Below are 22811 nucleotides of genomic sequence, written 5' to 3' on the forward strand. Positions count from 1 at the left end.
GCTCACATCTGCGATTCGACGGCGGCCACCGCCGACTGGTTGATCGAGATCCCGTTCTCGGCCTGTATGGCGCGGGCGTAATAATCGAAAATATCGGTTTGCAACGACCCGTTCATACGCTGCTGCAACCTGGCCGTGGCATCGGCCGCGACCTGCCCCTCCAGATCGGCGGGGATGATCCGGTCCACGCGGATCAGCGCCACGCGGTTGCCATCCTCGAGGATCTCGGTCTCACCCTCATCGAGCGCGAAGGCTTCGGGGACCAGCGAGGCCGGCGCGTTTTCGACATAGCCGTCGCGATAAAGACCTTTCTCGGTGATCCAGTTTTGCGGCGCCGCGATGGTCTCGGATGCAGCGGCAGGCTCCGCCGCGCCGCCCGAGGCGGCTTGACCGGACTGTGATCCTTCGCCCTCCGCCGGGCTGGCCGTCGCGCTTTCCCCGGCTGCATCCGCATCCCCGTCGCGCACCGTCACCGCATCGGGCTGAGGGATGGTTTCGGCCACGGCCTGCACCTCCATCTCCTCGGCGATCGAGACAAGCTGACGGCGTGCCTCGGCCTGTGCCCAGTCCTCGGCGACGCGGTCGCGCACCTCTTCGAAGGGGATCAGCGTCGGCGGCACGATCTCATCCAGCCGAAGCGCGAAGATCCCGCCATCATCCAGCTCGAACAGCTCGGGATAATCCTCCTGCGTGACCGCCGCGGCCTGCTGGCGGAACGCGGTGTAACCGCCGATCTCACCCGGCACCGGCTCGTTCTCATCGGTCCAGTCGATCTGACCGAACGCCATCTCGGTTTCCTCGGCAAGCTGTTCCAGCGTCGTGCCGCCGGCCAGCAGATCCTCGATGCCGGGCCCCTGATCGGCGATGACCCGGCGGGCGCGGTCGGCGGCGGCTTCGGCACGCAGATCGGGCAGCGCCTCCTCGAAGCTGATGCTCACCGGATCGAGGATCGCATTGACCGAGAACAGCGCCGGGCCCAGATCGGTCTCGACCGGCCCGACAACGCCGTTATCCTCGGCCGCAAAGACCGGGCCGCCCGCAGCGCCCAGCCCGGCCTCGGTGACCTCGCCCAGATCGGTATCGGCAAGGCTCAGCCCGCGCTCCCCGGCAATGGTCTCGAAATTCGCCTCGCCCGCATCAATGCGATCCCGCGCCGCCTGCGCCGCCTCTTCGCTTTCGAACACGAGCCGCCCGACCAGACGCCGCGCCGGCTGATCGTATTCATCGGCCCGCGACGCGTAGAGATCGCGCAGCGCGTCCTGATCCAGCTCGACCGAGCCGGCCAGCATCTCTGGCGTCAGCCAGGCATAGCTGATCTTGCGGATCTCTGGCGCGGTGAAGCGGTCCTCATTGGCCTGATGCCATGCACGCAGCGTGTCCTCATCCGGTTCGCTGACCGGCGCGGTCAGATCCGCCTCGGTAAGCTCGATCCATGACACGTCGCGCTGCTCGAGCGTCCATTCGACCAGACGCTCGACCTGCGCCGGAGACGCCTCGACGCCGGACACGACGGCATCCTGAAGGATCAGCTTGGACTGGTCGGCGCGGACATCGTCCTCGAACTCGCCCTCGGACAGGCCCTCGCGGCGCAGCACCTCGGCGTAAGCGGCGCGGTCGAACCCGCCCGGCCCCTGAAACGCACCCGCGCCGGTGATCGCTTCGGCCACGTTGCGATCGCCGACCGAGACGCCCGCCTGACGCGCCTCTTCCTCAAGCGCCGCCGAGGTGAAAAGCTGCGCCTGCACCGAGCGGGTCACGCCCATGCTGCGCGCTTCATCCATGCTCATCCGCTGGCCAGTCTGCCGGGCCAGGTCGGTCAGCTGGTTGTCGAGCACGCGGGCATAGCTCTGCGCGTCGATCTCGGTCGCGCCGACCGAACCGATCTCGGTTGAACCGCCCGAGAAATTGGTGACCCCGAACCCGCCCAGACCAAGCAGCAGCAGCCCCATCAAGATCCAGACAATGGTCGATTTGCCCTTGGTGCGCAGGCTGCTCATGCGTCATATCCTTCTAAGCGTTCGGCAGCGGTTGTAGGGGCGCGCGACGCGCGCTTCAAGTGCGCGCGTTAGCGGCCCCGTTGCGGCTGAACCCGGCCAGCCGCGCGGTCAGCGTGGCGATGCCCTGTCGGTCGATATTGGCGAAGGCGATGCGCATCGCCTGCCGACCCTCGCCATCGGGCATGAACATCGTTCCCGGCAGCATCAGCACGCCGGCCTCGCGGACCAGATGGCGCGCGATCACCTCCGCCCCCTGATCGAACGGATGCTCGACCCAGGCGAAATAGGCCCCGGCCGAGAGCAGCTTCCAGCCGGGCAGATCCCGCGTCGCCTCCCGCATCGCATCGGCCCGCCCGAGGATTTCTTGCCGTTCACTGGCCACCCAGCCGGTCAGATTGCGCAAGCCCCACTCCGCCGCGATCTGACCGAGCTGCCCGGTAGAGATCGCCACCGTATCGAGAAATTTCTCGATCTCTGCGAGCCTCTGCGGTCCGGTGATCAGCGCACCGACGCGATGCCCGGTCAGTCGGAACACCTTGGAAAAGCTGTAAAGCTGGATCAGCGTCTCCTCCGCACCGTGCTGGCGCAGCAGGTCATGGGGCGGGCCGTCACGGCTGTCGAAATCGCGATAGGTCTCGTCAACGATCAGCGCCAGACCATGCGCGCGGGCCAATTCATAGAATTCGCGCAGCGTATCTGCCGGGTATTCGGCGCCTGTCGGGTTGTTCGGCGTGACCAGCACGATGGCGCGGCTGCGCGGTCCGATCAGCGCCGCCGCATCCCCGGCACGCGGGACCATGTCCGGCCCGCAGCAAAGCGGCACGGCGCGGATCTGCTGCATGTCAAGCCACATCTTGTGATTGAAATACCACGGCACCGGGATGATGACCTCATCCCCCGCACCGGCCAAAGAGGCAATGGCCGCACAGAAGGCCTGATTGCATCCCTGCGTGATCGCAACCCGGTCCGGGGCGACGGGGTGATCGTAAAAGCGCGACCAGCTGGCGGAAAGCGTCTCGCGCAGATCGTCATTGCCGAGGACCGGACCGTAGAGATGCGCCTCGTTGCGCATCATCGCCGCCTCGGCAATGACCCGGCGCAGCGGCTCGGGCGGCGGCTCGACCGGGGCGGCCTGGCTGACATTCAGCAGCGGACGGTCGGGTGGAAACTCGGCGCCGGCGAGCCAGCGCCGCGCTTCCATCACCGGAGGCGCGAAGGTCGTGGCAAGGGCGGGGTTTGTCGGCGTCATGGCAGCCTCAGAAGGAAATGCTTGGAATGCCGAGATCGGGCGCAGACAGCGAGGGGCGTTCGGCTGCGGAATCCGATGTGGGGGTGCCGGGGTCAGCCGCGTCCGTGTCGGCGGAGGCGGCATCTCTGGCCGGCGCGCTGGCGGGTGCTTCGGCAGCGTCGCCCTCGGCGTCGTCGGTCTCGGCTGGCGTTGCCGCGCCGGTCGCGGGCAACAGCGTCACCGCCGGGGTTGTGTCGGGCTGAACAGGCTCTGTCGGCATGGCCGCTGCTGCGCTGTCTGGCTCCTCTGCATCTGCCGCCTCGGGTTCGGCATCAATGCTGTCGGCCGCATCCGCCCCGGCAGGCTGGGGCGCTTCTGGCACGGTTTCGCGCGTCGAGTCGGGCGTCACGAGGCTCGGCGGCGAACCCCGCGTGGCTTGCGCCGCGGTTCCCGAGCCTTCGGTCGCCGCATCGCCTGTCTCCTCAGCGACCGGGTCGGGCTGCGGAGCTTCGGGAGCCTCGCGCGATTCCGCATCTAGCCCGGCATCCGGTCCCGGCTCAGCCACGCGCTCGGGCAGCGACGCCGCAGCCGGACGCGCGGTCTCGGCATCCGGCGCGGCAGGCGCCGTCTGAGCGCTGTCGGCGGCAGCTTCGGGAATATCGGTCCGGTCCAGAGTTTCAGGGCGATCCGCCGGCAAAGTGGCCAGCTCTGGCGCGGTTTCGGCGGCGGGGGCGGCGACGACGGGCGCTTCGGCAAGATCGGGCGTGTCCGGTGCCGCGCCCACCCCCGGCACCGTCGGCGGCAGATCCTCGGCGCGGGCGAATTCCGATCCGGCGGGCGGCGCCATCTCGGTCGCGGGAGCCGCATTGCTAGCCTGTCCGGCATCGCTGTCTTCGCTCGCGCTGTCTGGCGCGGGCGTCACTGTATTCTCCGGAGCATCGGGCGTTGCATCGGCGGCGGCGTCCGTCCCGATGGCGGGGATGTCTTCCGGCGCTATATCCTGCGCGCTGCCTGTGTCACCGGCGTCAGAGGTGTCGGGTGCAGCGACCGTCTCCTCGGGCGGATCGAGCGCAGGCAGCGCGTCGCGCCCATCGCCGCGCGGCACCGGCAGGGCCAGCGACAACCCTGCCAGAGCGGCGATGCCGATCAGCCCGCCATGCAGAATACCGCGCCCGAATCCGTCAGATCTCGCCATCCCTGCTCCATTTCCTGCGCCCGGCGGCTTGCCCCGCCGGACCATTTCGCACATCTATAAGACGTGATCCCGCCGGGTTCACCCCCTATCGCCACGGACTGACATGATCCTGCTTATCGACAATTACGACAGCTTCACCTGGAATCTCGTGCATTATCTGGGCGAGGAAGGCGCCGAGGTCGAGGTGCGGCGCAATGATGCGCTCTCGGTGGCCGATGCGCTCGCCATGCAGCCTGACGGCATCGTGATCTCTCCCGGCCCCTGCGACCCGGCACGGGCGGGGATATGCCTCGATCTGATCCGGGCGGTGGCCGAACGCAAAGACCTGCCGCTTTTCGGGGTCTGCCTGGGCCATCAGGCGATCGGCGAGGCGTTTGGCGGTCGCGTGGTCCGCGCCGACCGGATCATGCATGGCAAGGTGGACGCGATCAGCCATGACGCGACCGGGGTTTTCTCAGGGCTGCCCTCGCCCCTGCAAGCGACGCGATATCACTCGCTGAACGTCGCGCCCGACAGCCTGCCCAATGCGCTGCGCGTGACCGCGCGGACGGATGACGGCGCGATCATGGGGCTTATCCATCACGCGCTGCCCATCGAAGGCGTCCAGTTTCATCCCGAATCCATCGCCTCGGAACATGGTCACGCCATGATCCGCAACTTTCTGCAACGCTGCTCAACGCCGGAACCTGCATGACGACCGATATCCGCCCGCTGATCGGGCTTGCCGCCGAACGCCCCCTGACACAGGGAGAGGCCGACGCCGCCTTTGCCGCGCTGTTCGAAGGGGCTGCGACGCCCGCGCAGATCGGCGGCCTGCTGATGGCGATGCGGGTGCGCGGCGAGACGGTCGACGAAATGGCCGCCGCCACCGGCGCGATGCGGGCGCGGATGAACCGGATCACCGCACCGGAAGGCGCGATGGACATTGTCGGCACCGGCGGAGACGGGCGCAAGACGCTGAACATCTCGACCGCTGCGGCGCTTGTGGTTGCCGGCGCCGGAGTGCCAGTCGCCAAGCATGGCAACAAGGCGCTCTCGTCGAGATCCGGCGCGGCCGATGCGCTGACCGAGCTTGGCATCAACATCATGGCCACCCCGGCGCAGTCGCAGGCGGCGCTGAAGGAAGCCGGGCTTTGCTTCATGATGGCGCCGGTCCATCACCCGGCGATGCGCCATGTCGGCCCGCCCCGCGCCGAGCTGGGGACGCGCACGATTTTCAACCTGCTCGGCCCGATGACCAATCCCGCCGGGGTCAAGCGCCAGCTGACCGGCACATTCGACGCGAAATGGTGCCGCCCGATGGCGGCAACGCTGCGCGAGATGGGGTCGGACCATGTCTGGCTGCTGCACGGCTCGGACGGAACCGATGAGCTTGCGATCTCTGGCGACAGTTTTGTGGTCGAACTGAAAGACGGCGAGATCACCGAGTTCACCGTCACCCCGGAGGATGCCGGGCTGCCGCGTCATGATTTCTCCGAGATCGTGGGCGGCGACGCCGCGCATAATGCCGCAGCGGTCCGAGCGCTGCTCGACGGCGAAAAAAGCGGCTACCGCGATGCGGTCTTGCTGAATGCCGCTGCGGCTCTGTTGGTTGCGGGGCGCGCGGGCGATCTGCGCGAAGGGGCCGCGATGGCCGCGGAGAGTATCGATTCGGGCGCGGCGGGCACCAAGCTTGCCGCCCTCGCCCGCGCGGTGCCGGTGTGACCCCACCCGAAGAATGGGCGCATCTGCCGTTCTTTCGCGACCGCTGGCCCGAGCTCGAATCGCGTTTGGCGGGGCTGGACTTCCTGCCGGGACCGAAGGCGATCTTTCGCGCGCTGGAGCTGACCCCGCCCGATGCCACGCGTGTCGTGATCCTTGGGCAAGACCCTTATCCGACACCTGGCCATGCCGATGGGCTGGCCTTCTCGGTGACGGAAACCACGCCTCTGCCACGCAGCCTCGGCAATATTTTCAAAGAGATGCGCGACGATCTTGAGGCTTGCCCGCCCTCGGGAGATCTCTCGCATTGGGCGCGGCAGGGCGTGCTTTTGCTGAACAGCTCGCTCTCGGTCATGCCGGGTGCGGCTGGCATTCATTCGAAATGGGGCTGGGACCGGCTCGCCCGCGAGGCCGTGTCCGAGGCGCAGCGCCATCGCCGCCAGGCCTTCATTCTCTGGGGCAACCACGCGCAGAAGGCGCTTTCCGACCTGCCGCGCCCCGAGGATCTGGTGATCGCAACGGCACATCCCTCCCCGCTTTCGGCGCGGCGCGGATTCTTCGGCTCGCGCCCCTTCTCGCGGGTGAATGCGTGGCTGCGCGCGTGCGGCGAGCCGCCAATCGACTGGATCGGAAATACACAGCGCTAGGATGCGGGCCCGATCAAGCGCAGCAGATCATCTACGGCGCTCTGGCTCCGCGCCGCAATCTCGGAGCGGCTCGGCGCCTCCATGTCGCCGATCACCCGGCGGATCTGCCAGTCTCCGATGAGAAGCGACAGAAACCACCGCACCGCCTGCGCCGGATCGAAGCCCTGCCCCGCGCAAAGCGGCGCCAGAAGCCGTTCCAGCCGTGGCATCACCTCGCCGCGACCGCCCGCCGAGATCGCCGCGCCCAGACGTCCCGACGCATCCGCCGCTGCCGCCCGGTTCAGCAGAACCGAGCGCGTGCCGACCAGCATCCCGAGCAGCACCGGCGCCACCTCGCGCAACGCCGGAACCGGGTCGGCGCCACTGCCCAGAGCCGCGTCGAGAAGCCCGCGCGTCTCGGCAGCATTATCGGCGATCATCTGCGCGAACAGCCCGTCCTTGTCGCCATACCAGCGATACAGCGTCTCGTTCGAAGCCCGCGCCGCCTTCGCCACCCTCAGCATGGACGCACCCCCATAGCCATGTGCGGCAAGCGCTTCATAGGCGGCCGCGGCAATCGCCTCGTGCCGCTCTCGTCGTTTTTCGTCGCGCATAGCTGCTCCGTTCCGCATTGACATAAAGCGTATACATTAATACGCCAAACTGTAACCGTATCAGTTTATACGCTTACGGAGGCGCAAATGAAACCTGTCATCCTCTCTCTGACCATGACCGCGCTGATGCTGAACGCAGCGGTGTTCGGCTTCTTTTACGCCTGGATCTGCTCGACCATGTGGGGTCTGGACGCAGCCGATCCGCGCAACGCCCTTGCGGCGATGCAGGCGATGAACGCCTCGGTCCGCAATGCCGTTTTCTTCCCGTCCTTCTTCCTGACCCCGGTGGCGCTTGGCGCCGTCGCCGCGCTGCTCTTGCCCACGCAACGCGCGCCGGCCATGTGTTTCGGCGCCGCGGCGGTAATCTATCTCTGCGGCGGGCTGGTGCTGACCATGACCGTCAATGTGCCGATGAACGAGGCGCTGGCCCGGATCGCCGTCCCCGACAGCATCGAGGAAGCAGGGCGGATCTGGAACGCCTATTCCGCGCCTTGGCAGAGATGGAATATCGTCCGGACCGTGGCGTCAGGCTTGGCGTTATTGATCGCGCTATGGGGCACGCTGCTGATGGATCGAAACGCGCTTTGACCCCGCCGCGCAGTCTCCGGGGCTTTCCCTGACGACACAGCGCGATTAAGGTCGCGCGCATGGATATTCTCGACCGGATCAAGAGCTATAAGCTCGACGAAATCGCCACCGCCAAGGCGACCCGTTCGCTGGCAGAGATCGAAGAGAACGCGCGCCAAGCCGAGCCTCCGCGCGGCTTCGCCCATGCGCTGCGTGAAAAGGCCAGGACCGGCTATGCGCTGATCGCCGAGATCAAGAAGGCCAGCCCCTCGCGCGGGCTGATCCGCGAAGACTTCAACCCGCCTGCCCTTGCCGCTGCCTATCGCGATGGCGGCGCGGCGTGTCTTTCGGTTCTGACCGATACACCATCCTTCCAGGGCGCTCCGGAATTCCTTTCGGCGGCCCGCGCTGCCGTCGATCTGCCGGCGCTGCGCAAGGATTTTCTTTATGACCCCTATCAGGTCGCCGAAGCGCGAAGCTGGGGCGCCGATGCGATTCTCATCATCATGGCCACGGTGGACGACAATCTGGCCGCCGAGTTGGAGGATGCGGCGCTGCATTGGGGCATGGACGCGCTGATCGAGGTGCATGACCGGGCTGAGCTGGATCGCGCGCTGCGGCTGAAATCCGAGCTGATCGGAATAAACAACCGCAATCTCAAGACCTTCGAGCTGGATCTTGCGACGACGGAAAGCCTCGCGGCCCATCTGCCCGACGACCGTGAACTGGTCTGCGAAAGCGGCTTGTTCGAGCGCGCCGATCTCGATCGGATGGCGCGCTCCGGGGCGCGGCGCTTCCTGATCGGGGAAAGCCTGATGCGTCAGCCTGATGTCACCGCCGCCACGCGCGACCTTCTGGGGGCGGCATGAGCCTCACGCATTTTGATAAGCGAGGTCAGGCACATATGGTCGATGTCTCGACCAAGCCGGAGACCGCGCGCGAGGCCGTGGCCGAGGGCTGCGTCATCATGACGACTGAAACGCTCGACCTGGCGCAGGGCGGCGCGGCAAAGGGAGATGTGCTGGGGGTGGCGCGGCTTGCGGGGATCATGGGGGCCAAGCGGACGGCCGATCTGATCCCTCTCTGTCACCCGCTTCCGCTCTCGAAAGTGGCGCTTGACCTTGTGCCCGACCCGTCACTTCCCGGCATCCGCGTGACTGCCACCGTGCGAACGACCGGCCGGACCGGTGTCGAGATGGAGGCACTGACCGCAGTCACGACCGCCTGCCTGACGATATATGACATGCTGAAGGCTGCGGAAAAGGGAATGCGCATCGAGCAGATCCGCCTGATCCAAAAAACCGGCGGAAAATCAGGGTATTATAGCGCAAAATGATCTCTGTCAGCGATGCAGTTTCGCGGGTTCTTTCCCTGGCCAGACCGCTGCCTTCAGAAAGCATTCCGCTGTCCGAAGGCTTGGGTCGGGTGCTCGCCGCGCCGGTGCAGGCAGAGCTGACACAGCCACCTTTTCATTCGGCGGCGATGGATGGCTACGCGCTCCGCCGTACAGATCTTGATGGCCCTTTGAGGGTCATCGGCGAAGCCGCGGCGGGCCGGCCCTGGACAGGAGAAGCCGCTGCGGGAACGGCCGTTCGGATCTTCACCGGCGCACCCGTCCCAGAGGGTTACGATCTCGTCGTCATGCAGGAGGATGTGAAACGCGAGACGGACCATATCCGCGTGATCGAAGCGCAGAAACGCGACAATATTCGGTCTCAAGGTATTGATTTTCATAAAGGAACCCATTTCGACCCTCGGCGCCCCCTCAGCGCGCGGGATCTCGGCCTGATTGCGGCGATGAACATTGCCGAACTTCGGGTCGTTCGCCGCCCGCGCGTCGCCATTATCGCCGGAGGAGATGAGCTGGTCCCGCCCGGCAGCACTCCCTCGCCCGATCAGATCATCTGCTCGAACGACATCGCCGTCGCGGCGGTGGCGCGTCTCGCCGGGGCCGAGGCAGAGTGCCTCCCGATTGCCGCGGACAGCATTGACAGCCTTCGGGACCGCTTCAGCCGTGCTGCCGGTGCGGATCTGATCGTCACGATCGGAGGTGCTTCGGTCGGCGATCACGACCTGATCGCTGCGGTCACCGAAGGGCTGGGAATGCAGCGTGAATTCTATAAGGTTGCAATGCGTCCGGGCAAGCCGCTGATTGCCGGCAAGATCAAGGGGTCTGCAATGCTTGGACTTCCTGGAAATCCTGTTTCGTCAATCGTTTGCGCAGAAATTTTCATGCGACCCCTGCTCCGCGAAATGGTGGGGCTGCCCCGTGAAGAGCGCCTGCGGCGGGGCCGTCTGGGCAGTGATCTGAGCGCGGAAGGTAACCGGATGCATTTCCTGCGCGCGGCGCTGGAGAACGTCAATTGCGAAGAGGTGGTCACCCCGTTTCCCGACCAGGACTCTGCCAGGCTCGGTCTGCTGGCAGAGGCCGACGCGTTGCTGGTGCGCCCGCCAAATGACCCGGCGCGTAAAAAGGGGACGTTCGTCGAGTTCATGCGGCTCGATTAACCGGATATTTACCGAAACACGCACAGAGTGTTGACCTGTAGATTCATCCATGCCAGAACATTTATCGAACGACCGCGCAACGGGGCCGGAACATGCTGACAAAGAAACAGATCGAACTGCTCGAATTCATTCAAAAGCGCATGGCGCAGGATGGTATACCGCCATCTTTCGATGAAATGAAAATCGCACTCGACCTGCGATCGAAATCCGGCATTCACCGGCTTGTCACCGCGCTCGAGGAACGGGGCTTCATCCGACGGCTTCCGCACCGTGCGCGGGCACTCGAAATTCTGCGCCTTCCCGAATCGCTGGCGCAATCTGCACAGGGCTTCCGGCCTCAGGTCATTGACGGGGATCGTCGCGATTTGTCCGCCCCGCCCTCTGGGGGCATGCCCGTCAGTTCAAATGCGGTCGACCTTCCGGTGATGGGTCGCATCGCGGCAGGTGTCCCGATCGAGGCGATCTCAGAAATCTCGCATCATGTCGCCGTGCCCGGCACGATGCTGTCTGGCCGCCAAACCCATTTCGCGCTTGAAGTGAAGGGTGACTCGATGATCGAGGCCGGGATTAATGACGGCGATCTCGTCGTAATCCGTGAACAAAGCGCGGCGCATAATGGCGACATCGTCGTCGCCCTGGTCGAGGAGCATGAGGCGACCCTCAAATATTTTCGCCGCAAGGGCGCGATGATCGCTTTGGAAGCCGCCAACCCTGCCTATGAAACGCGCGTCCTGCCTGAGGACAAGGTTCGGGTGCAAGGTCGCCTTGTGGGGTTGATCCGAAGCTATTGATCGTTGCTGGCTCCGCCGCCGCGGCGAGGGCTGAAGACGTTGTCTTCGGCTGCGGTCGTGCAGAAACCCGAGGTAGAAATCCGGAATGCATGCGGCGATGTGCCTCACATGCCACGCAGCCGCCAGATTTCAAACGCCGGAAAGCCGTCCACCCGTCCAGCCTATCGGTTCAACACAGCGCCCTCACTCAGGAAAGGCAGCCGTGAGCGGTGAGCGGTGAGCGGTGAGCGGTGAGCGGTGAGCGGTGAGCGGTGAGCGGTGAGTACACCCATCGATCGCACGCCGCCGCAAGAGCCACGTCACGCAATCAGCCTTCGCTGGCAGCCTTTCCGTGCTGACCATCGGCTTGCGCAGATGTCGAAGATACCTGCCCCGTGGCCTGAGAAGGCAGGCGCAGACGTACGCGCTTGATCCGCCGGGGATCGGCATCGACCACCTCGAATTCGGCACCGGATTCATGCGGAATCACCTCGCCGCGCACCGGCACCCGCCCGGTCAGCATGAAGATCAGCCCGCCGAGCGTATCGATATCATCTTCTTCCTCGGACGGGACGAGACGCAGCCCCGTCTCCTGCTCGAGCTCATCCAAAGGCGCGCGCGCCTGCACCAGCCAGTGCCCGGGTTTTTCGGCCAGCCAGAGCCCGCCTTCGGCCTCGTCATGCTCGTCCTCGATCTCGCCGATCACCTGCTCGATCAGATCTTCGATGGTGACCAGCCCGTCCACCCCGCCATATTCGTCGATCACCAGCGCCATGTGGATGCGGTCTTTCTGCATCTGCTGCAGCAACACGCCGATCGGCATCGACGGCGGCACGTAAATCAGCGGGCGCAGCATCGGCCGCAGCGAGAACTTGCCGCTCGGTTTCGCGCCAAAGCCGTGTTTCAACGCCAGATCTTTCAGATGCACGAGGCCAAGCGGGCTGTCCAGCGTGCCGCGAAACACCGGCACGCGCGAAAAACCATGCTCGCGGAACATCTCGACCAGCTCTTCAAGCTTGGAAGTGACCGGCGCGGCCACGATTTCGACTTTCGGGATCGCGACGTCATCCACTCGCATCCGGCGCAGATTGACCATGCCCGGCGCGACCGGCTGCGGCGCGCGATGCGCATCCGGGATCTCATCATCCTCCTCGCCGCCACCAAAGGCCCCCAGCAACCGCCCGAAAAAACTGCCTCGTGAGGTCGGCAAGTCCCGGCCCTCACCGCCGACGCCATCCGCCCAGCCGGCGGGATCATCGGCCGGAGCGGCATGGGTTTCCGGACTTCGGGACGCGTCGCTGTTCATGAATTCCTCTCCTGATAGGGGTCGTCAATGCCGAGCGGTTCGAGAATGGAACGCTCGGCAGCCTCCATGGTTTCGGCATCCGCATCGTTCAGATGATCGTAGCCGGCGAGATGCAGCACCGCGTGGACCAGAAGATGGGTCACATGCGCATCAAACGCCTTGCCCTGCGTCTCAGCCTCGCGCGCGCAGCTATCGAAGGAGATCGCGATATCGCCAAGCTCATCCGTGTCGGGTCGCGGCGGGTTGGCTCCGGCCGGGTGATCGACATGCTCGACCGCAGGCCATGACAGCACATTGGTCGGCGCGGGTTTGTCACGGAAATCGCCGTTCAGCGCGGCGATGCGGCTGTCGTCGCAGCCCATCACGCAGAGATCGGCATCCATGTTCAGCCAGTCGAGCGCCGCCTGCCCCGCACGCCGCGCCAACTCGTCGAGCCGGGCCGCTTCCCATCGGTCATCCTCGATGACCACGTCGATCTCAGCCATCGCTGCGACCCTGCCCCGAGGATCCGGGCGTGCGGCGGGGCGCATAGCTGCCGCGCGGCGTCTCCTGGCCCCGCGCGAGCGCCTCGGCATCGGCGGCGTCATAGGCTTCGATGATGCGGGCGACGAGAGGATGGCGCACCACGTCCTTGGCGGTGAAATAGTTGAAGCTGACGCCCTTGACGCCGCGCAGAATCTTTTCGGCATCGACCAGCCCCGATTGGGTCCCGCGCGGCAGGTCGATCTGGCTGCGATCGCCGGTGATGACCATGCGCGAGCCCTCGCCGAGGCGGGTCAGGAACATCTTCATCTGCATGGTCGAGGCATTCTGCGCCTCATCCAGCACCACGAAGGCATTGGCCAGGGTGCGGCCCCGCATAAACGCCAGCGGCGCGATCTCGATCCGCTTTTCCTCCATCAGCTTGGCGAGCTGTTTCGACGGCAGGAAATCGTTCAGCGCGTCATAGAGCGGCTGCATATAGGGATCGACCTTCTCCTTCATATCGCCGGGGAGAAAGCCCAGACGCTCGCCCGCCTCGACCGCCGGGCGCGACAGGATGATGCGGTCGACATGGCCGCCGATCAGCATGGTGACACCCGCCGCCACCGCGAGATAGGTCTTGCCCGTCCCTGCCGGGCCAATGCCGAAGGCCAACTCATTCGCGAAGAGATTGCGCACATAATCCTTCTGTGCATCGGTGCGCGGCTCGACGGTCTTCTTGCGGGTGCGCAGCTCGATCGGACCCTTGCCGAACATCTCCAGCTGCTCATCCGGCGAGAGCGAGGCGGGTTCCGCATCCGGGCCCATGCGCAAGGCGGCGTCGATCTCTGCCGATGTCACGGGGCGGCCCTGTTCCAGCCGGGCGTAGAGCGCTCGCAGCAGCTGCGCGGTTTCGGATTGGGCCTGAGCCTCGCCGACCACGGCCAGCAGATTGCCGCGGCGCAGGATATGCACGCCGAGCGCGGCCTCGATCTGTGAGAGGTTCTTGTCAGCCGGGCCGCAGAGTTCGATCAACAGCCGGTTGTCGGGAAATTCGAGAAGCGTCTCGCCCTGGGTGGTGGCGTCTTGCGCGGCGGTATCGGGTGCGGTCGGGGTCAGGCCCAATGAGGTCTCCGGTCTGGTTTCCCCCTCATGGTGGGGTGCGATGCGGGTTTTCACAAGTGTTTCGATCAAATTCGGCTGTGCTGTCACGCAAACTTCACGTCATTCCGGATGCCAGTCGCGCCGCGCTCAGAGGAATTGCCGCTCATAGCGGCCCCCGAGCGAGGTCAGCACCTCGTAACCGATGGTGCCGATTGCGTCGGCCACCGCGTCGATACCCTGCCGGGGCCCGAGCAGGTCAAGCGCGGGCGGCACATCCGGCAGCGCCGAGACATCCGCCGTGATCAGATCCATCGACACGCGCCCGATCACCGGGCAGGCCTTATCCCCAGCCCAGAGCGCGATACGCGGCGCATCTCCGTCCGACGAAAGCGCACGGTGAATGCCATCCGCATAGCCCGCAGCGACCGTGGCCACGCGGGTCCGCGACTTTGCGGTCCAGCTGTTGCCATAGCCGACCGTCTCGCCCTCCAGCACCTCGCGGGTCTGGATCACGGGAAGCGACAGGCGGACCACCGGCTGCGCCTCGGCGAAGGGCTGCCCGCCATAAAGCCCGATCCCGGGCCTTGTCACGTCAAAGTGATACTCCGGACCAAGCAATATCCCTCCGGTGGCCGCAAGGCTGCGCGGCGCCGTGACACCGTCGGTCATCTCGCGAAAGCATCGCAGCTGCTGTGCATTCATCGGGTGGTCCGGCTCGTCGGCACAGGCCAGATGCGACATGATCAGCGCCGGTCCCTGGCCGAGCGCCTCGTCCCGGATCGCGGCCCATTCGCCCGGCTCCATCCCCAGCCGGTTCATGCCGCTGTCAAGCTGGATGCCGAAGGGCTGGCCGGGGCGCATGGCGCGGTCGCGGAAGAACTGTTCGGCGCTGTTCAGCATCGGGATCGCCGATCCGGGATCGCAATCTTCCATATGCCCGGCAAACACATAGACCCGCGCCGCATCGCCCACCGCCGCGCGCACCGGGGCCACTTCGGAAGCGAGCGCGACAAAGAAATCCTCTGCCCCCGCCTCGGCAAGGATCCGCGCCACAGCGCCCGCGCCAAGCCCGTACCCGCCAGCCTTGACCACCGCACCGGCGCGCGCCTGGCCGGAACGTGTCGCAAGAGCGTGATAATTCGCCCTGAGGGCGGAGCTGTCTATTTTCAGAACCATGATTTTCTCTTGCGCGGCACGGCTGACAAGGTCAAGCGCTCTGCCTCAGCGGTTCGTGGTCTTGCGGCGCTGCAACAGTTTACCATTTTGCGGTTGTTCTCTTGTCTGCCGCGCCGAAAGCTGGCATCGAGCAGGCATCGGGACGGCCATGTTGAACGAGTATCATCAGTCATTGCAATCGTCTCCGGCGGGTTTGCCGGGTGTCTGCGCGATTGCGCCCTTCCGCCCCGCCCCGGATACCGGCAGCGCGGGGGCGGCATGAATCCCCTCATCGCTGCCATTTCCCTTGCCCTGATCGGCCTGCCGGCGCTGGCCGAGGAAACGGCGCCGCTGCCCGTTCCCTCGGGCCAGAAGATCTATTTTCAGGATCTGATCGAAGGCCGCGAAGGTCCGAACGGGCTGACCCATCGTTTTCGCTTCGTGGCGCCGGGCCTCGCCTATCTTATCCCCCCCGCCGAGCCCGAGCCGATGGAGCGGCTGACCGATGAGGATATGGCGGCGCTCGAGGATCTTGCCGCCTCCGAACGCGACCCCGCGGCGGAAATTCTGGCCGACGCGCTACAGGACGGGTTGATCTCGGCCGAAGAACTCGAGCAACTGCCGCTTGTCGCCTTCAACGGTATCGCTGCGGCGACGCGGGCGCTGGCCGAGGATAACGGGGGCAGCGGCGCCGACCCCGCGACGGCCGTGCCGCGCGCCCCCGATCTGCTGGTCCGTGACCCGATGCATGATGACATCGTCTGGCTGTGCGAGCATTTCGTCCTGCCCCGGCTGGCCGAGACCGATCCGCCCCCGACCGAGATCGTGATCTCGCTGGCCGATCGCGAGCTTGACGAGACCGGGCTTGCCGTCGGCGCGGTGCAGCTTTTCGAGGCGTTCAGCCTCCCCGAAGGACGTGACGCCTGTATCTGGGAACCGTTCTGAGACCTGATGCAACGCTGCCACATCTCGGCGAAGACGCGCCGAGCCGGGCGAACCCGGCTATCGCGGGGCGGATTTCCCCCCTAGAATCAGCGCGTCCGCGCATCCGCGCGACAACCGACAAGAAAGGGGCGTTGAAGCCCCACCATACAGGAGCAGACCATGTCGAAAAAAATCGCGCTTGCCCTCGTTGCGATGGGCGTTCTGGCCGCATGCCAGCCGCGCCAGCCCGAAGTGACCATGCCGGTCGGGCAGCCCGTCACCCAAGAGCCGGTCTATACGGGCAAATACGGCGCCAACTGATCTTGGCGACCGACGCGCGGACGCCTCTGGCGCACCGCGCGTCACGTCACAGAGGACCACGCCATGCTGAAGCATCGCGGCTTTCCCTCCCGCCTGCCTTCGACTGATTTCCAGTTCACCATCCGCCGCGCCAATCCCAAGGGCGCGACCAAGCTGACTGCGCGAGAGCGCTATCGCGACCGCAGCCCCGCCGACCGGCGTGCCGATGCGGGGTTTCTGGCAGCGCTGATCGCGCATTTCGGCGAAGAGGAATTCGAACGCGGCAATCTGGACGCCGGACGTCTTTCCTGGCTTCTGGGGCGCGAAGTGGTGGCGGTCGGAAAGTTGGACCCGACCGATTACGACCAGCTTCTGCGAGTCGACATGTCAAAGGCACAGGCCGGATTTCCCGAAATTTTTGCCGATGACGATCAGTTCGGCGAAGATTGGGAGGACGGTCCGGCAGAGGATGACGACCCGGCATGAGCAAGCGGTTGCCGCTCGCAACCATGTCACGCGCTTGTCAGTTTTCCGAAGCCACACAATGTGGCAATGTGGTGTTCGCAAACAGAAATGCCCGCCAATGGGCGACCAAACATAGGCAGTGCAACATGCAGACCAAGACTTCTCTCCGCCTCGCCGGTGCCGTTCTCGCGATCGCCGGTCTTTCGGCTTGTGCCCAGGGGCCCTATGGCGGTGGCACCTATATGTCCGCGGATTCGCAGCGCGCCCTGGTGGGTGCCGGTGCCGGTGCCGTGGCCGCCAAGGCCTTTGACGAAGATGTCGGGACCGGCGCGGTGCTCGGCGCAGCCGCTGGCGCGCTTTGCGACGACGCGGGCGTCTGCGCGCAGTAACCTTCATCACGGCGACGCGGCTGCCGTCACGGCGGCCGCAGCCATCCCTCGCCCGGGACACTGACCGAATGGCAGATGCCGGGCCCAGAACAGAGAACTCCGATATGTCCAAATTCAAGTTTTCGGCTGCGGCCGCGCTTGTTGCGCTTGCCGTCGCCGGTTGCACCCAGAACATCAACCCCACCGATGTCGACCGCGCAGCGATCGGCGCGGCGGCGGGCGCCACCATCGCTCATGTCGCCGGCAAGGATGAAAGCGACGTCTATAAAGGCGCCGCCGCAGGTGCCGCAGCCGGTGCGCTGTGCAACGATGTTCGCTTCTGCCAGTAAGGCCGAGCGCGCTTTACAGCCCCAGGGCTGACGAAACGCCGCCCCGATTTTCCCCGCGGGCGGCGTTTTTGCATCGCGCGGCTCTGTCAGGTCGCTGCGCTGCTGACACGGCGCGGGGAATGGCCTATCCATGACGGACCCGCCACCGACGCAGGACGCCAAGCATGGCCGCACCGCTGGATCAATTCATCTCGCCTCAGGCGCAATCGGCGGTGATTGCCGGGTTCTTCATTGCCGCGGGCTGGTGGGTCGTCGCCTTCCAGAGCCGCCGGCGCGATGCGAAAAGCCGGGCCGAGCGAGTGCGCGACGTGCAGCGCGCCATCTTTGCCGAGATCCGCGCCCATGTGGCGGTGCTCGAACGCGATCAGGTGCAGGATTACGGCGCCGAGATCGCCGAGCGCATCATCGCCGAGCCGGGGTATTTCCCCGTCATCCCGACCGAGCATAACGACGCGATTTTTCGCGCGATCCTCAGCGAGTTGCACGTGTTGCCACGCGGGACGGTCGACCCGGTGGTTCTGTATTACAGCCAGTTGAATGCGATTGGCGCGATGATTGCCGATCTTCGCGTGCTCGACACGGCGAAAATCGGCCCCGAGCGGGCCGCGGCGATGTATCGCGATTATATCTCTATGAAACTCGGTGCGATCGAGTTGGGTGAGGCCGCGATGGCGGCGATCCGGTCCAATATGGACGGGACCGGACGGGTCAGTAGCCCGGACGCGGGCCGGTTCTCACGGTAATTGGCTTCGGCGTATAATTTGCGGACATGGCGCAAACTCCCTTCTGATGCCTCAAATATAGGCGCCAGGACGGGTTTGCGCAAGAATCAAGGTTTCAGCCCGACACGGCCGATCTCTTCGCGGCGCAGCGGGAACTTGTCGATTGCCCGCGAAATCGCACGCACGCTCCACGGTGAGGGCTTGCGCTGCTTCACCTGCCCGTCCTTATCCATGATAATCAGAGAAAATCCGCGTGGGTTCAGTCGTTTGCGCCAAAGACTTGACGCGCCTGGATCCGTGTCGGTGACAATCACCACATCGCGTTCGATCATCGGTTCAGGCCGGTCGCGCAATGCGTCGATCTGGGTCGTATAGGCCGGATCGGCGGCGGTGTCGGAAAACACCACAACGGGTCGCGCGGTCCAGAGAAAATCCTCGGGTGCGACCTCGGCGGCATCCAGAATGCGCAGCGTCCGGGGTTCGACCTCGGGGCGGGTCGGCCCACCGCTCGCCTGCGCCGCATCCACCTCGGCCGGAGAGGGTGGATTGATTCGCGACGGCGGCGCGGAGTCGCCGCCATCCCCCATCGCTGCCACCACAAAAGCGCCAATCGTGATCGCCAGAATATGCCGCATTCTCACCTCGTTTGATCTGAATATAGTCCCCGCGCCGGGCTGTGAAAGACGCTGCGCCAGAATGTCCGCCCTTAGCCGCGGGAATTTGATCGCTGCGCGGTGCAGACAAGCCCGCCAAGCTTGGATAGGTATCGGCCATGACCATGCATCGCGCCCCTGCCCGCCTGCCCGAGGACTTCGCCGCCGCCATCGGCCACGCCGTGTCGGGCTTCGGCTTTCTCGAGGAAGCGCTGAAACGCGCCATTTTCGCACTCTCTCGCGACGGGCTCGGCGAAGCGCCAAGCGACCGGGCGCTGAATTCCTGGCTGCAGCGGATGGAGGATGTGGCCGACGATTCGCTCGGCACGCTGATCGACCAGTTCATCAAGCAGATGCAGCGCGCCCGGGTAAAGGATCGCGACAGCCTGGCCGGTGCGCTGCGTCAGATCCGGCGCTCGCGCAACATGCTGTGCCACGCCTCGTGGAAGCCGGTGGCGGACAGCCCGCGCTGGCATCCCGCCTTTCTGAACACCAAGGGCGAAGCCTTTCCCGACGATCTCGGCATCAAGGATATTGAGCGCATTCAGGACCAGACGCTCGACGCCGCCGCGCGTATCGTCGCCATCATGCGCGCCACCGGGATCGAGGGCGAATGGGTCGGTCACGACGACGCCGATTGAGCGCCTGCGACCCGGCCGGTGCAAGGGTCCGCTGCGCAACGCGCTGAATTTTCGCCGCTCCTGACACGCTCAGCCGCGTTGCAACCGCGCGCGCGGCGCGCTAACAGGCGCAGCAAGCGAAACAACGAGGCTCTCATGACCGCCCCTCTTCGGCTTGGCATCGCCGGGCTCGGCACTGTCGGGATCGGTGTCGTCAAGATCATCCAGAAACATGCCGATCTGATCGCAGCGCGTTCGGGCCGTCCGGTTGCCATCACCGCGATCAGCGCGCGCGACCGCCTGAAGAACCGCGATGCCGATCTGTCGGGTTACGAATGGGTCGATGATGCCTGCGCGCTGGCCGCGCGCGAAGATGTCGATGTTTATGTCGAGCTGATCGGCGGGGATGACGGTGTCGCCCGCGAGTCGGTTCAGCGGGCGCTGACAAGCGGCAAGGATGTGATCACCGCGAACAAGGCGCTTCTGGCAATGCATGGTCACAGCCTGGCCGAGCTGGCCGAGGCCGAGGGCCGGGTCATCCGCTTCGAGGCGGCGGTGGCAGGCGGCATTCCGGTCATCAAGACGATGACGGAATCGCTGGCCGGCAACCGGCTCGAACGGGTGATGGGCGTCATGAACGGCACCTGCAACTATATCCTGACGCGGATGGAAAGCGCGGGCCTCCCCTATGAGGCCGTGTTCGAAGAGGCGCGGCAACTGGGTTATCTGGAAGCCGACCCGACGCTGGATGTGGGCGGGATCGACGCGAGTCACAAGCTGGCGATCCTGTCCTCGATCGCCTTCGGCACGCGGGTGAATTTCGACGCGGTCGAGATCGAGGGGATCGAGCGGGTGTCGATCGACGATATCCGACGCGCCGCCGATATGGGGTACCGGATCAAGCTGCTCGGGGTGGCGCAGATGACGGCGCGCGGGCTGGAGCAGCGCATGTCGCCCTGCCTTGTGCCCGCCGACAGCCCGATCGGACAGTTGCAGGGCGGCACGAATATGGTCGTGATCGAAGGCGATGCGGTCGGTCAGGTCGTGCTGCGCGGCGCCGGCGCGGGCGAGGGCCCGACGGCAAGCGCGGTGATGTCCGACATTGTCGAGCTGGCGCGCGGCGTTCGGGTGCCGGTCTTCGGTCAGCCCGCCTCGGGCCTGACCCTCGCGCAGCCCGCCCGCACCGCCGTGCCCGCCGCCTATTATCTGCGGCTGGCCCTGCTGGACAAGCCGGGCGCTCTGGCCAAGGTGGCGAGCGTTCTTGGCGATGCCGGGATCTCGATTCACCGGATGCGGCAATATGACCACGAGGACGGCCCGGCCCCGGTGCTGATCGTCACCCACAAGACAACGCCCGACGCCATCGACCACGCCATCGAGTTGCTGCCGAAAACCGGGGTCATCGCCGAGGATCCGGTCGAGCTGCGCATCGAGGAAGTCTGAAAACGCAGCCGCCGAACGGGGGCGCTGCCCCCGCGCCCAGGGCATTTCCGCAGCGCGCATGGCGTTTTCGTGCTATAAGATCGGGATATGAGCAGAGGCTGGGTCAATGATTTCTGCGCGGAGTTTCCCGGAGCGGTGCATTCCGATCCCTGGGGCGGCGGCCATGATTGCTGGAAACTCGGTGAGCGGATCTTCGCGTTGATCGGCACGCGCGAGGACCGGGTCTCGGTGAAATGCGACACGCGCGAGACCGCAACCATGCTGATCGAGGCGGGCGTCGCCTTTCGAGCGCCCTATATGCATCGCAGCTGGGTCGCCCTGCCTTGCAACGCGGCACGCGACGAGCTGGCGCATCGCATCATCCGCTCCTATTGCCTGATCCGCGAAAAGCTGCCCCGCACGATCCGCGACGGGCTGGCGCCGTTCGATCCCGCCGCTCTGCGCATGGAGTTCTGAGCGCGGCCAGATCCCGGCCGCGCCCTGCGTCTCAGCGGAACAGGATCATCGTCGACGGGGACCAGCCGACCGAGACCCGTGTGCCGACATCCGGAATATCCCGCCCGAAGACGTTGCGCATCGAGATGCGGACGGGTTCCGATGTGGTGCCGTCCTCTTCATCGAGCCGCACATCGTAATAGGTCATGTCGCCGTAATAGACGACCTCGTCGATGATCCCACCGCTCTGGCGCGGGGCGTTCTGTTGCTGTCCCTCGGGAAACACATTCACGGCCTCGGGGCGGAAGCCGATCATCGGCGCGTCATCCGCCTCGCCTTTCTCGGCGATCTGGGCGGCGGGAATGTCGATCTCGCCCAGACCCTCCACATCGACACGCAACCCATCCGCGGCATCGGAAAGGATCGTCGCAGGCAGGAAATTCATCACCCCGATGAAATCCGCCACCCTCCGGCTGGACGGGCGCGCATAAAGCGTCTCGGGTTCGTCAAGCTGCGCGATACCACCCTCGAACATCACCGCGATACGGTCGGACATGACCAGCGCTTCCTCCTGGTCATGGGTGACCAGAACGAAGGTGATGCCGACCTGGCGTTGCAGCTTGATCAGCTCGACCTGCATCTGCTCGCGCATCTTGCGGTCGAGCGCCGAAAGCGGTTCGTCCAGCAGAAGCACCTTCGGCTTGAGGATCAGCGCACGGGCCAGGGCGACGCGCTGCCGCTGCCCGCCGGACAGCGCATGGGCGGCACGCTGCCCATAGCCTGACAGACCGACCATGGCGAGCGCCTCGTCCACGGCGGCCGATTTCTCCGCCTTGGGCCGAGGATCGCGGCGCAGACCGAAGGCGACATTCTCGGCCACGCTCAGATGCGGAAAGATCGCATAGGACTGGAAAACCATGTTGGTCGGACGCTTGTTCGCCGGGACCTGAACCATGTCCTTGTCGTCGATCAGAACCACCCCCTGCGAGATATCCTCGAACCCCGCAATGGTCCTGAGCAGCGTGGTCTTGCCACAGCCCGACGGCCCGAGCAGCGAAAAGAACTCGCCGGCGCGAATGGTCAGGTCGATGCCGCGCAGGGCGTGATACTCGCCGTAATATTTATGCACGCCGCGACACTCGATCATCGGCCGCGCCGCCTGCAACTCGGCATAGCGTCCGGCGGATCTGGCCTGCCGGGCCTTGCCGTCGCGCGCCGTGTCCTGAGAAGAAATCTGGCTGTCCGTCACTCGGTCATCCTGCGTTATGTCTCGAAAGCTGCGTGACTGCCGCCGCTTT

Annotated in this window: 27 protein-coding genes; 17 read left to right on the forward strand and 10 right to left on the reverse strand. The window is 65.5% G+C overall.

The annotated features are described in order from the left end of the window. Nucleotides 1-2 precede the first annotated feature (2 nt). Genes PAF18_RS05710 through PAF18_RS05720 form a run of 3 tightly spaced genes read right to left on the reverse strand, consistent with a single transcriptional unit; the run spans nt 3 to nt 4420 of the window. On the reverse strand, nt 3-1997 hold the full coding sequence (locus PAF18_RS05710) for a peptidylprolyl isomerase (RefSeq protein WP_271117643.1): 1995 nt from the start codon (nt 1995-1997) through the stop codon (nt 3-5). Between the two features lie 55 nt (nt 1998-2052). Then, complete coding sequence (locus PAF18_RS05715; protein ID WP_271117644.1) at nt 2053-3246, reverse strand: aminotransferase; 1194 nt, start codon at nt 3244-3246, stop codon at nt 2053-2055. Nucleotides 3247-3253: 7 nt separating this feature from the next. Next, entirely contained in the window at nt 3254-4420 is a 1167-nt protein-coding gene (locus tag PAF18_RS05720; RefSeq protein WP_271117645.1) for a hypothetical protein, read from the reverse strand. 103 nt (nt 4421-4523) lie between these two features. Here PAF18_RS05720 and PAF18_RS05725 point away from each other — a divergent pair, with 103 nt between their 5' ends. The 3 genes from PAF18_RS05725 to PAF18_RS05735 are packed head-to-tail and all read left to right on the forward strand — an operon-like array spanning nt 4524 to nt 6768. After that, the gene (locus PAF18_RS05725) at nt 4524-5114 is read left to right on the forward strand and encodes an anthranilate synthase component II (RefSeq protein ID WP_271117646.1); all 591 of its coding nucleotides are present in this window, start codon (nt 4524-4526) and stop codon (nt 5112-5114) included. Continuing rightward, nucleotides 5111-6124: an anthranilate phosphoribosyltransferase gene (gene trpD, locus PAF18_RS05730; RefSeq protein ID WP_271117647.1), complete on the forward strand. Its 1014-nt coding sequence runs from the start codon at nt 5111-5113 to the stop codon at nt 6122-6124. The genes PAF18_RS05725 and trpD overlap by 4 nt, the downstream gene beginning before the upstream one ends. Then, on the forward strand, nt 6121-6768 hold the full coding sequence (locus PAF18_RS05735; RefSeq protein ID WP_271117648.1) for a uracil-DNA glycosylase: 648 nt from the start codon (nt 6121-6123) through the stop codon (nt 6766-6768). The genes trpD and PAF18_RS05735 overlap by 4 nt, the downstream gene beginning before the upstream one ends. Here PAF18_RS05735 and PAF18_RS05740 read toward each other — a convergent pair. Then, entirely contained in the window at nt 6765-7361 is a 597-nt protein-coding gene (locus PAF18_RS05740) for a TetR/AcrR family transcriptional regulator (RefSeq protein WP_271117649.1), read from the reverse strand. The genes PAF18_RS05735 and PAF18_RS05740 overlap by 4 nt on opposite strands. Before the next feature lie 87 nt (nt 7362-7448). On the opposite strand from PAF18_RS05740, the gene PAF18_RS05745 reads away from it, so the two are divergent. The 5 genes from PAF18_RS05745 (at nt 7449) to lexA (ending at nt 11227) form a co-directional block, all read left to right on the forward strand. Beyond that, on the forward strand, nt 7449-7949 hold the full coding sequence (locus PAF18_RS05745; RefSeq protein WP_271117650.1) for an anthrone oxygenase family protein: 501 nt from the start codon (nt 7449-7451) through the stop codon (nt 7947-7949). Nucleotides 7950-8008: 59 nt separating this feature from the next. Continuing rightward, nucleotides 8009-8797 carry an indole-3-glycerol phosphate synthase TrpC gene (gene trpC / locus PAF18_RS05750; protein ID WP_271117651.1) on the forward strand — a complete coding sequence of 263 codons (789 nt, stop codon included), beginning with the start codon at nt 8009-8011 and terminating at the stop codon, nt 8795-8797. Then, entirely contained in the window at nt 8794-9264 is a 471-nt protein-coding gene (gene moaC / locus PAF18_RS05755) for a cyclic pyranopterin monophosphate synthase MoaC (protein ID WP_271117652.1), read from the forward strand. The genes trpC and moaC overlap by 4 nt, the downstream gene beginning before the upstream one ends. Next, complete coding sequence (locus PAF18_RS05760) at nt 9261-10436, forward strand: molybdopterin molybdotransferase MoeA (RefSeq protein ID WP_271117653.1); 1176 nt, start codon at nt 9261-9263, stop codon at nt 10434-10436. Before moaC ends, PAF18_RS05760 begins: the two co-directional genes overlap by 4 nt. A 92-nt stretch (nt 10437-10528) precedes the next feature. Beyond that, entirely contained in the window at nt 10529-11227 is a 699-nt protein-coding gene (gene lexA / locus PAF18_RS05765) for a transcriptional repressor LexA (protein ID WP_271117654.1), read from the forward strand. A gap of 307 nt (nt 11228-11534) precedes the next feature. Here lexA and PAF18_RS05770 read toward each other — a convergent pair whose 3' ends face one another. From PAF18_RS05770 to alr, 4 genes are all read right to left on the reverse strand, one after another. Beyond that, complete coding sequence (locus PAF18_RS05770; protein ID WP_271117655.1) at nt 11535-12512, reverse strand: hemolysin family protein; 978 nt, start codon at nt 12510-12512, stop codon at nt 11535-11537. Further along, on the reverse strand, nt 12509-12997 hold the full coding sequence (gene ybeY / locus PAF18_RS05775; protein WP_271117656.1) for an rRNA maturation RNase YbeY: 489 nt from the start codon (nt 12995-12997) through the stop codon (nt 12509-12511). Before ybeY ends, PAF18_RS05770 begins: the two co-directional genes overlap by 4 nt. Further along, nucleotides 12990-14099 carry a PhoH family protein gene (locus PAF18_RS05780; RefSeq protein ID WP_271118067.1) on the reverse strand — a complete coding sequence of 370 codons (1110 nt, stop codon included), beginning with the start codon at nt 14097-14099 and terminating at the stop codon, nt 12990-12992. The genes ybeY and PAF18_RS05780 overlap by 8 nt, the downstream gene beginning before the upstream one ends. Nucleotides 14100-14225: 126 nt before the next feature. Next, nucleotides 14226-15254, reverse strand: coding sequence for an alanine racemase (alr, locus tag PAF18_RS05785; protein WP_271117657.1), 1029 nt, complete (start codon nt 15252-15254; stop codon nt 14226-14228). 258 nt (nt 15255-15512) lie between these two features. Here alr and PAF18_RS05790 point away from each other — a divergent pair, with 258 nt between their 5' ends. From PAF18_RS05790 to PAF18_RS05815, 6 genes are all read left to right on the forward strand, one after another. Then, nucleotides 15513-16178, forward strand: a complete 666-nt coding sequence (locus PAF18_RS05790) for a DUF6497 family protein (protein ID WP_271117658.1) — start codon at nt 15513-15515, stop codon at nt 16176-16178. A gap of 159 nt (nt 16179-16337) precedes the next feature. Then, nucleotides 16338-16478, forward strand: coding sequence for a hypothetical protein (locus tag PAF18_RS05795; RefSeq protein WP_271117659.1), 141 nt, complete (start codon nt 16338-16340; stop codon nt 16476-16478). A gap of 63 nt (nt 16479-16541) precedes the next feature. After that, the gene (locus tag PAF18_RS05800; RefSeq protein ID WP_271117660.1) at nt 16542-16943 is read left to right on the forward strand and encodes a hypothetical protein; all 402 of its coding nucleotides are present in this window, start codon (nt 16542-16544) and stop codon (nt 16941-16943) included. Continuing rightward, nucleotides 16940-17311: a hypothetical protein gene (locus PAF18_RS05805; RefSeq protein WP_271117661.1), complete on the forward strand. Its 372-nt coding sequence runs from the start codon at nt 16940-16942 to the stop codon at nt 17309-17311. The genes PAF18_RS05800 and PAF18_RS05805 overlap by 4 nt, the downstream gene beginning before the upstream one ends. Nucleotides 17312-17415: 104 nt before the next feature. Then, a complete protein-coding gene (locus PAF18_RS05810; RefSeq protein WP_271117662.1) occupies nt 17416-17640 on the forward strand; it encodes a YMGG-like glycine zipper-containing protein in 225 nt (74 codons plus the stop codon). A gap of 164 nt (nt 17641-17804) precedes the next feature. After that, nucleotides 17805-18383 carry a hypothetical protein gene (locus PAF18_RS05815; RefSeq protein ID WP_271117663.1) on the forward strand — a complete coding sequence of 193 codons (579 nt, stop codon included), beginning with the start codon at nt 17805-17807 and terminating at the stop codon, nt 18381-18383. A gap of 86 nt (nt 18384-18469) precedes the next feature. Here the strand turns inward: PAF18_RS05815 and PAF18_RS05820 are convergent, their stop codons facing one another. Then, nucleotides 18470-18997, reverse strand: coding sequence for a DUF4174 domain-containing protein (locus PAF18_RS05820; RefSeq protein ID WP_271117664.1), 528 nt, complete (start codon nt 18995-18997; stop codon nt 18470-18472). 137 nt (nt 18998-19134) lie between these two features. Between PAF18_RS05820 and PAF18_RS05825 the strand changes: the two genes are divergently transcribed. From PAF18_RS05825 to PAF18_RS05835, 3 genes are all read left to right on the forward strand, one after another. Beyond that, nucleotides 19135-19656 carry a hypothetical protein gene (locus PAF18_RS05825; protein ID WP_271117665.1) on the forward strand — a complete coding sequence of 174 codons (522 nt, stop codon included), beginning with the start codon at nt 19135-19137 and terminating at the stop codon, nt 19654-19656. A gap of 135 nt (nt 19657-19791) precedes the next feature. After that, nucleotides 19792-21078 carry a homoserine dehydrogenase gene (locus PAF18_RS05830; RefSeq protein ID WP_271117666.1) on the forward strand — a complete coding sequence of 429 codons (1287 nt, stop codon included), beginning with the start codon at nt 19792-19794 and terminating at the stop codon, nt 21076-21078. Nucleotides 21079-21165: 87 nt separating this feature from the next. Then, complete coding sequence (locus tag PAF18_RS05835) at nt 21166-21534, forward strand: MmcQ/YjbR family DNA-binding protein (RefSeq protein WP_271117667.1); 369 nt, start codon at nt 21166-21168, stop codon at nt 21532-21534. A 31-nt stretch (nt 21535-21565) separates the two neighbouring features. Here the strand turns inward: PAF18_RS05835 and PAF18_RS05840 are convergent, their stop codons facing one another. Continuing rightward, a complete protein-coding gene (locus PAF18_RS05840; protein WP_271118068.1) occupies nt 21566-22660 on the reverse strand; it encodes an ABC transporter ATP-binding protein in 1095 nt (364 codons plus the stop codon). Nucleotides 22661-22811: the final 151 nt, after the last annotated feature.

It is taken from the genome of Paracoccus sediminicola (assembly GCF_027912835.1).
GTDB classification, from domain to species: domain Bacteria; phylum Pseudomonadota; class Alphaproteobacteria; order Rhodobacterales; family Rhodobacteraceae; genus Paracoccus; species Paracoccus sediminicola.

Excerpts from the sequence above, each read along its gene's own strand:
- PAF18_RS05725 (WP_271117646.1), top strand. The coding sequence starts at position 4,524 with ATGATCCTGCTTATCGACAATTACGACAGCTTCACCTGGAATCTCGTG.
- PAF18_RS05745 (WP_271117650.1), top strand. The coding sequence starts at position 7,449 with ATGAAACCTGTCATCCTCTCTCTGACCATGACCGCGCTGATGCTGAAC.
- PAF18_RS05805 (WP_271117661.1), top strand. The coding sequence starts at position 16,940 with ATGAGCAAGCGGTTGCCGCTCGCAACCATGTCACGCGCTTGTCAGTTT.
- PAF18_RS05810 (WP_271117662.1), top strand. The coding sequence starts at position 17,416 with ATGTCCAAATTCAAGTTTTCGGCTGCGGCCGCGCTTGTTGCGCTTGCC.
- PAF18_RS05760 (WP_271117653.1), top strand. The coding sequence starts at position 9,261 with ATGATCTCTGTCAGCGATGCAGTTTCGCGGGTTCTTTCCCTGGCCAGA.
- trpD (WP_271117647.1), top strand. The coding sequence starts at position 5,111 with ATGACGACCGATATCCGCCCGCTGATCGGGCTTGCCGCCGAACGCCCC.
- PAF18_RS05800 (WP_271117660.1), top strand. The coding sequence starts at position 16,542 with ATGCTGAAGCATCGCGGCTTTCCCTCCCGCCTGCCTTCGACTGATTTC.
- PAF18_RS05830 (WP_271117666.1), top strand. The coding sequence starts at position 19,792 with ATGACCGCCCCTCTTCGGCTTGGCATCGCCGGGCTCGGCACTGTCGGG.
- PAF18_RS05790 (WP_271117658.1), top strand. The coding sequence starts at position 15,513 with ATGAATCCCCTCATCGCTGCCATTTCCCTTGCCCTGATCGGCCTGCCG.
- PAF18_RS05740 (WP_271117649.1), bottom strand. The coding sequence starts at position 7,361 with ATGCGCGACGAAAAACGACGAGAGCGGCACGAGGCGATTGCCGCGGCC.
- PAF18_RS05720 (WP_271117645.1), bottom strand. The coding sequence starts at position 4,420 with ATGGCGAGATCTGACGGATTCGGGCGCGGTATTCTGCATGGCGGGCTG.
- PAF18_RS05715 (WP_271117644.1), bottom strand. The coding sequence starts at position 3,246 with ATGACGCCGACAAACCCCGCCCTTGCCACGACCTTCGCGCCTCCGGTG.
- PAF18_RS05840 (WP_271118068.1), bottom strand. The coding sequence starts at position 22,660 with ATGATCGAGTGTCGCGGCGTGCATAAATATTACGGCGAGTATCACGCC.
- PAF18_RS05835 (WP_271117667.1), top strand. The coding sequence starts at position 21,166 with ATGAGCAGAGGCTGGGTCAATGATTTCTGCGCGGAGTTTCCCGGAGCG.
- moaC (WP_271117652.1), top strand. The coding sequence starts at position 8,794 with ATGAGCCTCACGCATTTTGATAAGCGAGGTCAGGCACATATGGTCGAT.
- alr (WP_271117657.1), bottom strand. The coding sequence starts at position 15,254 with ATGGTTCTGAAAATAGACAGCTCCGCCCTCAGGGCGAATTATCACGCT.
- trpC (WP_271117651.1), top strand. The coding sequence starts at position 8,009 with ATGGATATTCTCGACCGGATCAAGAGCTATAAGCTCGACGAAATCGCC.
- ybeY (WP_271117656.1), bottom strand. The coding sequence starts at position 12,997 with ATGGCTGAGATCGACGTGGTCATCGAGGATGACCGATGGGAAGCGGCC.
- PAF18_RS05825 (WP_271117665.1), top strand. The coding sequence starts at position 19,135 with ATGACCATGCATCGCGCCCCTGCCCGCCTGCCCGAGGACTTCGCCGCC.
- PAF18_RS05815 (WP_271117663.1), top strand. The coding sequence starts at position 17,805 with ATGGCCGCACCGCTGGATCAATTCATCTCGCCTCAGGCGCAATCGGCG.
- PAF18_RS05795 (WP_271117659.1), top strand. The coding sequence starts at position 16,338 with ATGTCGAAAAAAATCGCGCTTGCCCTCGTTGCGATGGGCGTTCTGGCC.
- PAF18_RS05820 (WP_271117664.1), bottom strand. The coding sequence starts at position 18,997 with ATGCGGCATATTCTGGCGATCACGATTGGCGCTTTTGTGGTGGCAGCG.
- PAF18_RS05770 (WP_271117655.1), bottom strand. The coding sequence starts at position 12,512 with ATGAACAGCGACGCGTCCCGAAGTCCGGAAACCCATGCCGCTCCGGCC.
- PAF18_RS05710 (WP_271117643.1), bottom strand. The coding sequence starts at position 1,997 with ATGAGCAGCCTGCGCACCAAGGGCAAATCGACCATTGTCTGGATCTTG.
- lexA (WP_271117654.1), top strand. The coding sequence starts at position 10,529 with ATGCTGACAAAGAAACAGATCGAACTGCTCGAATTCATTCAAAAGCGC.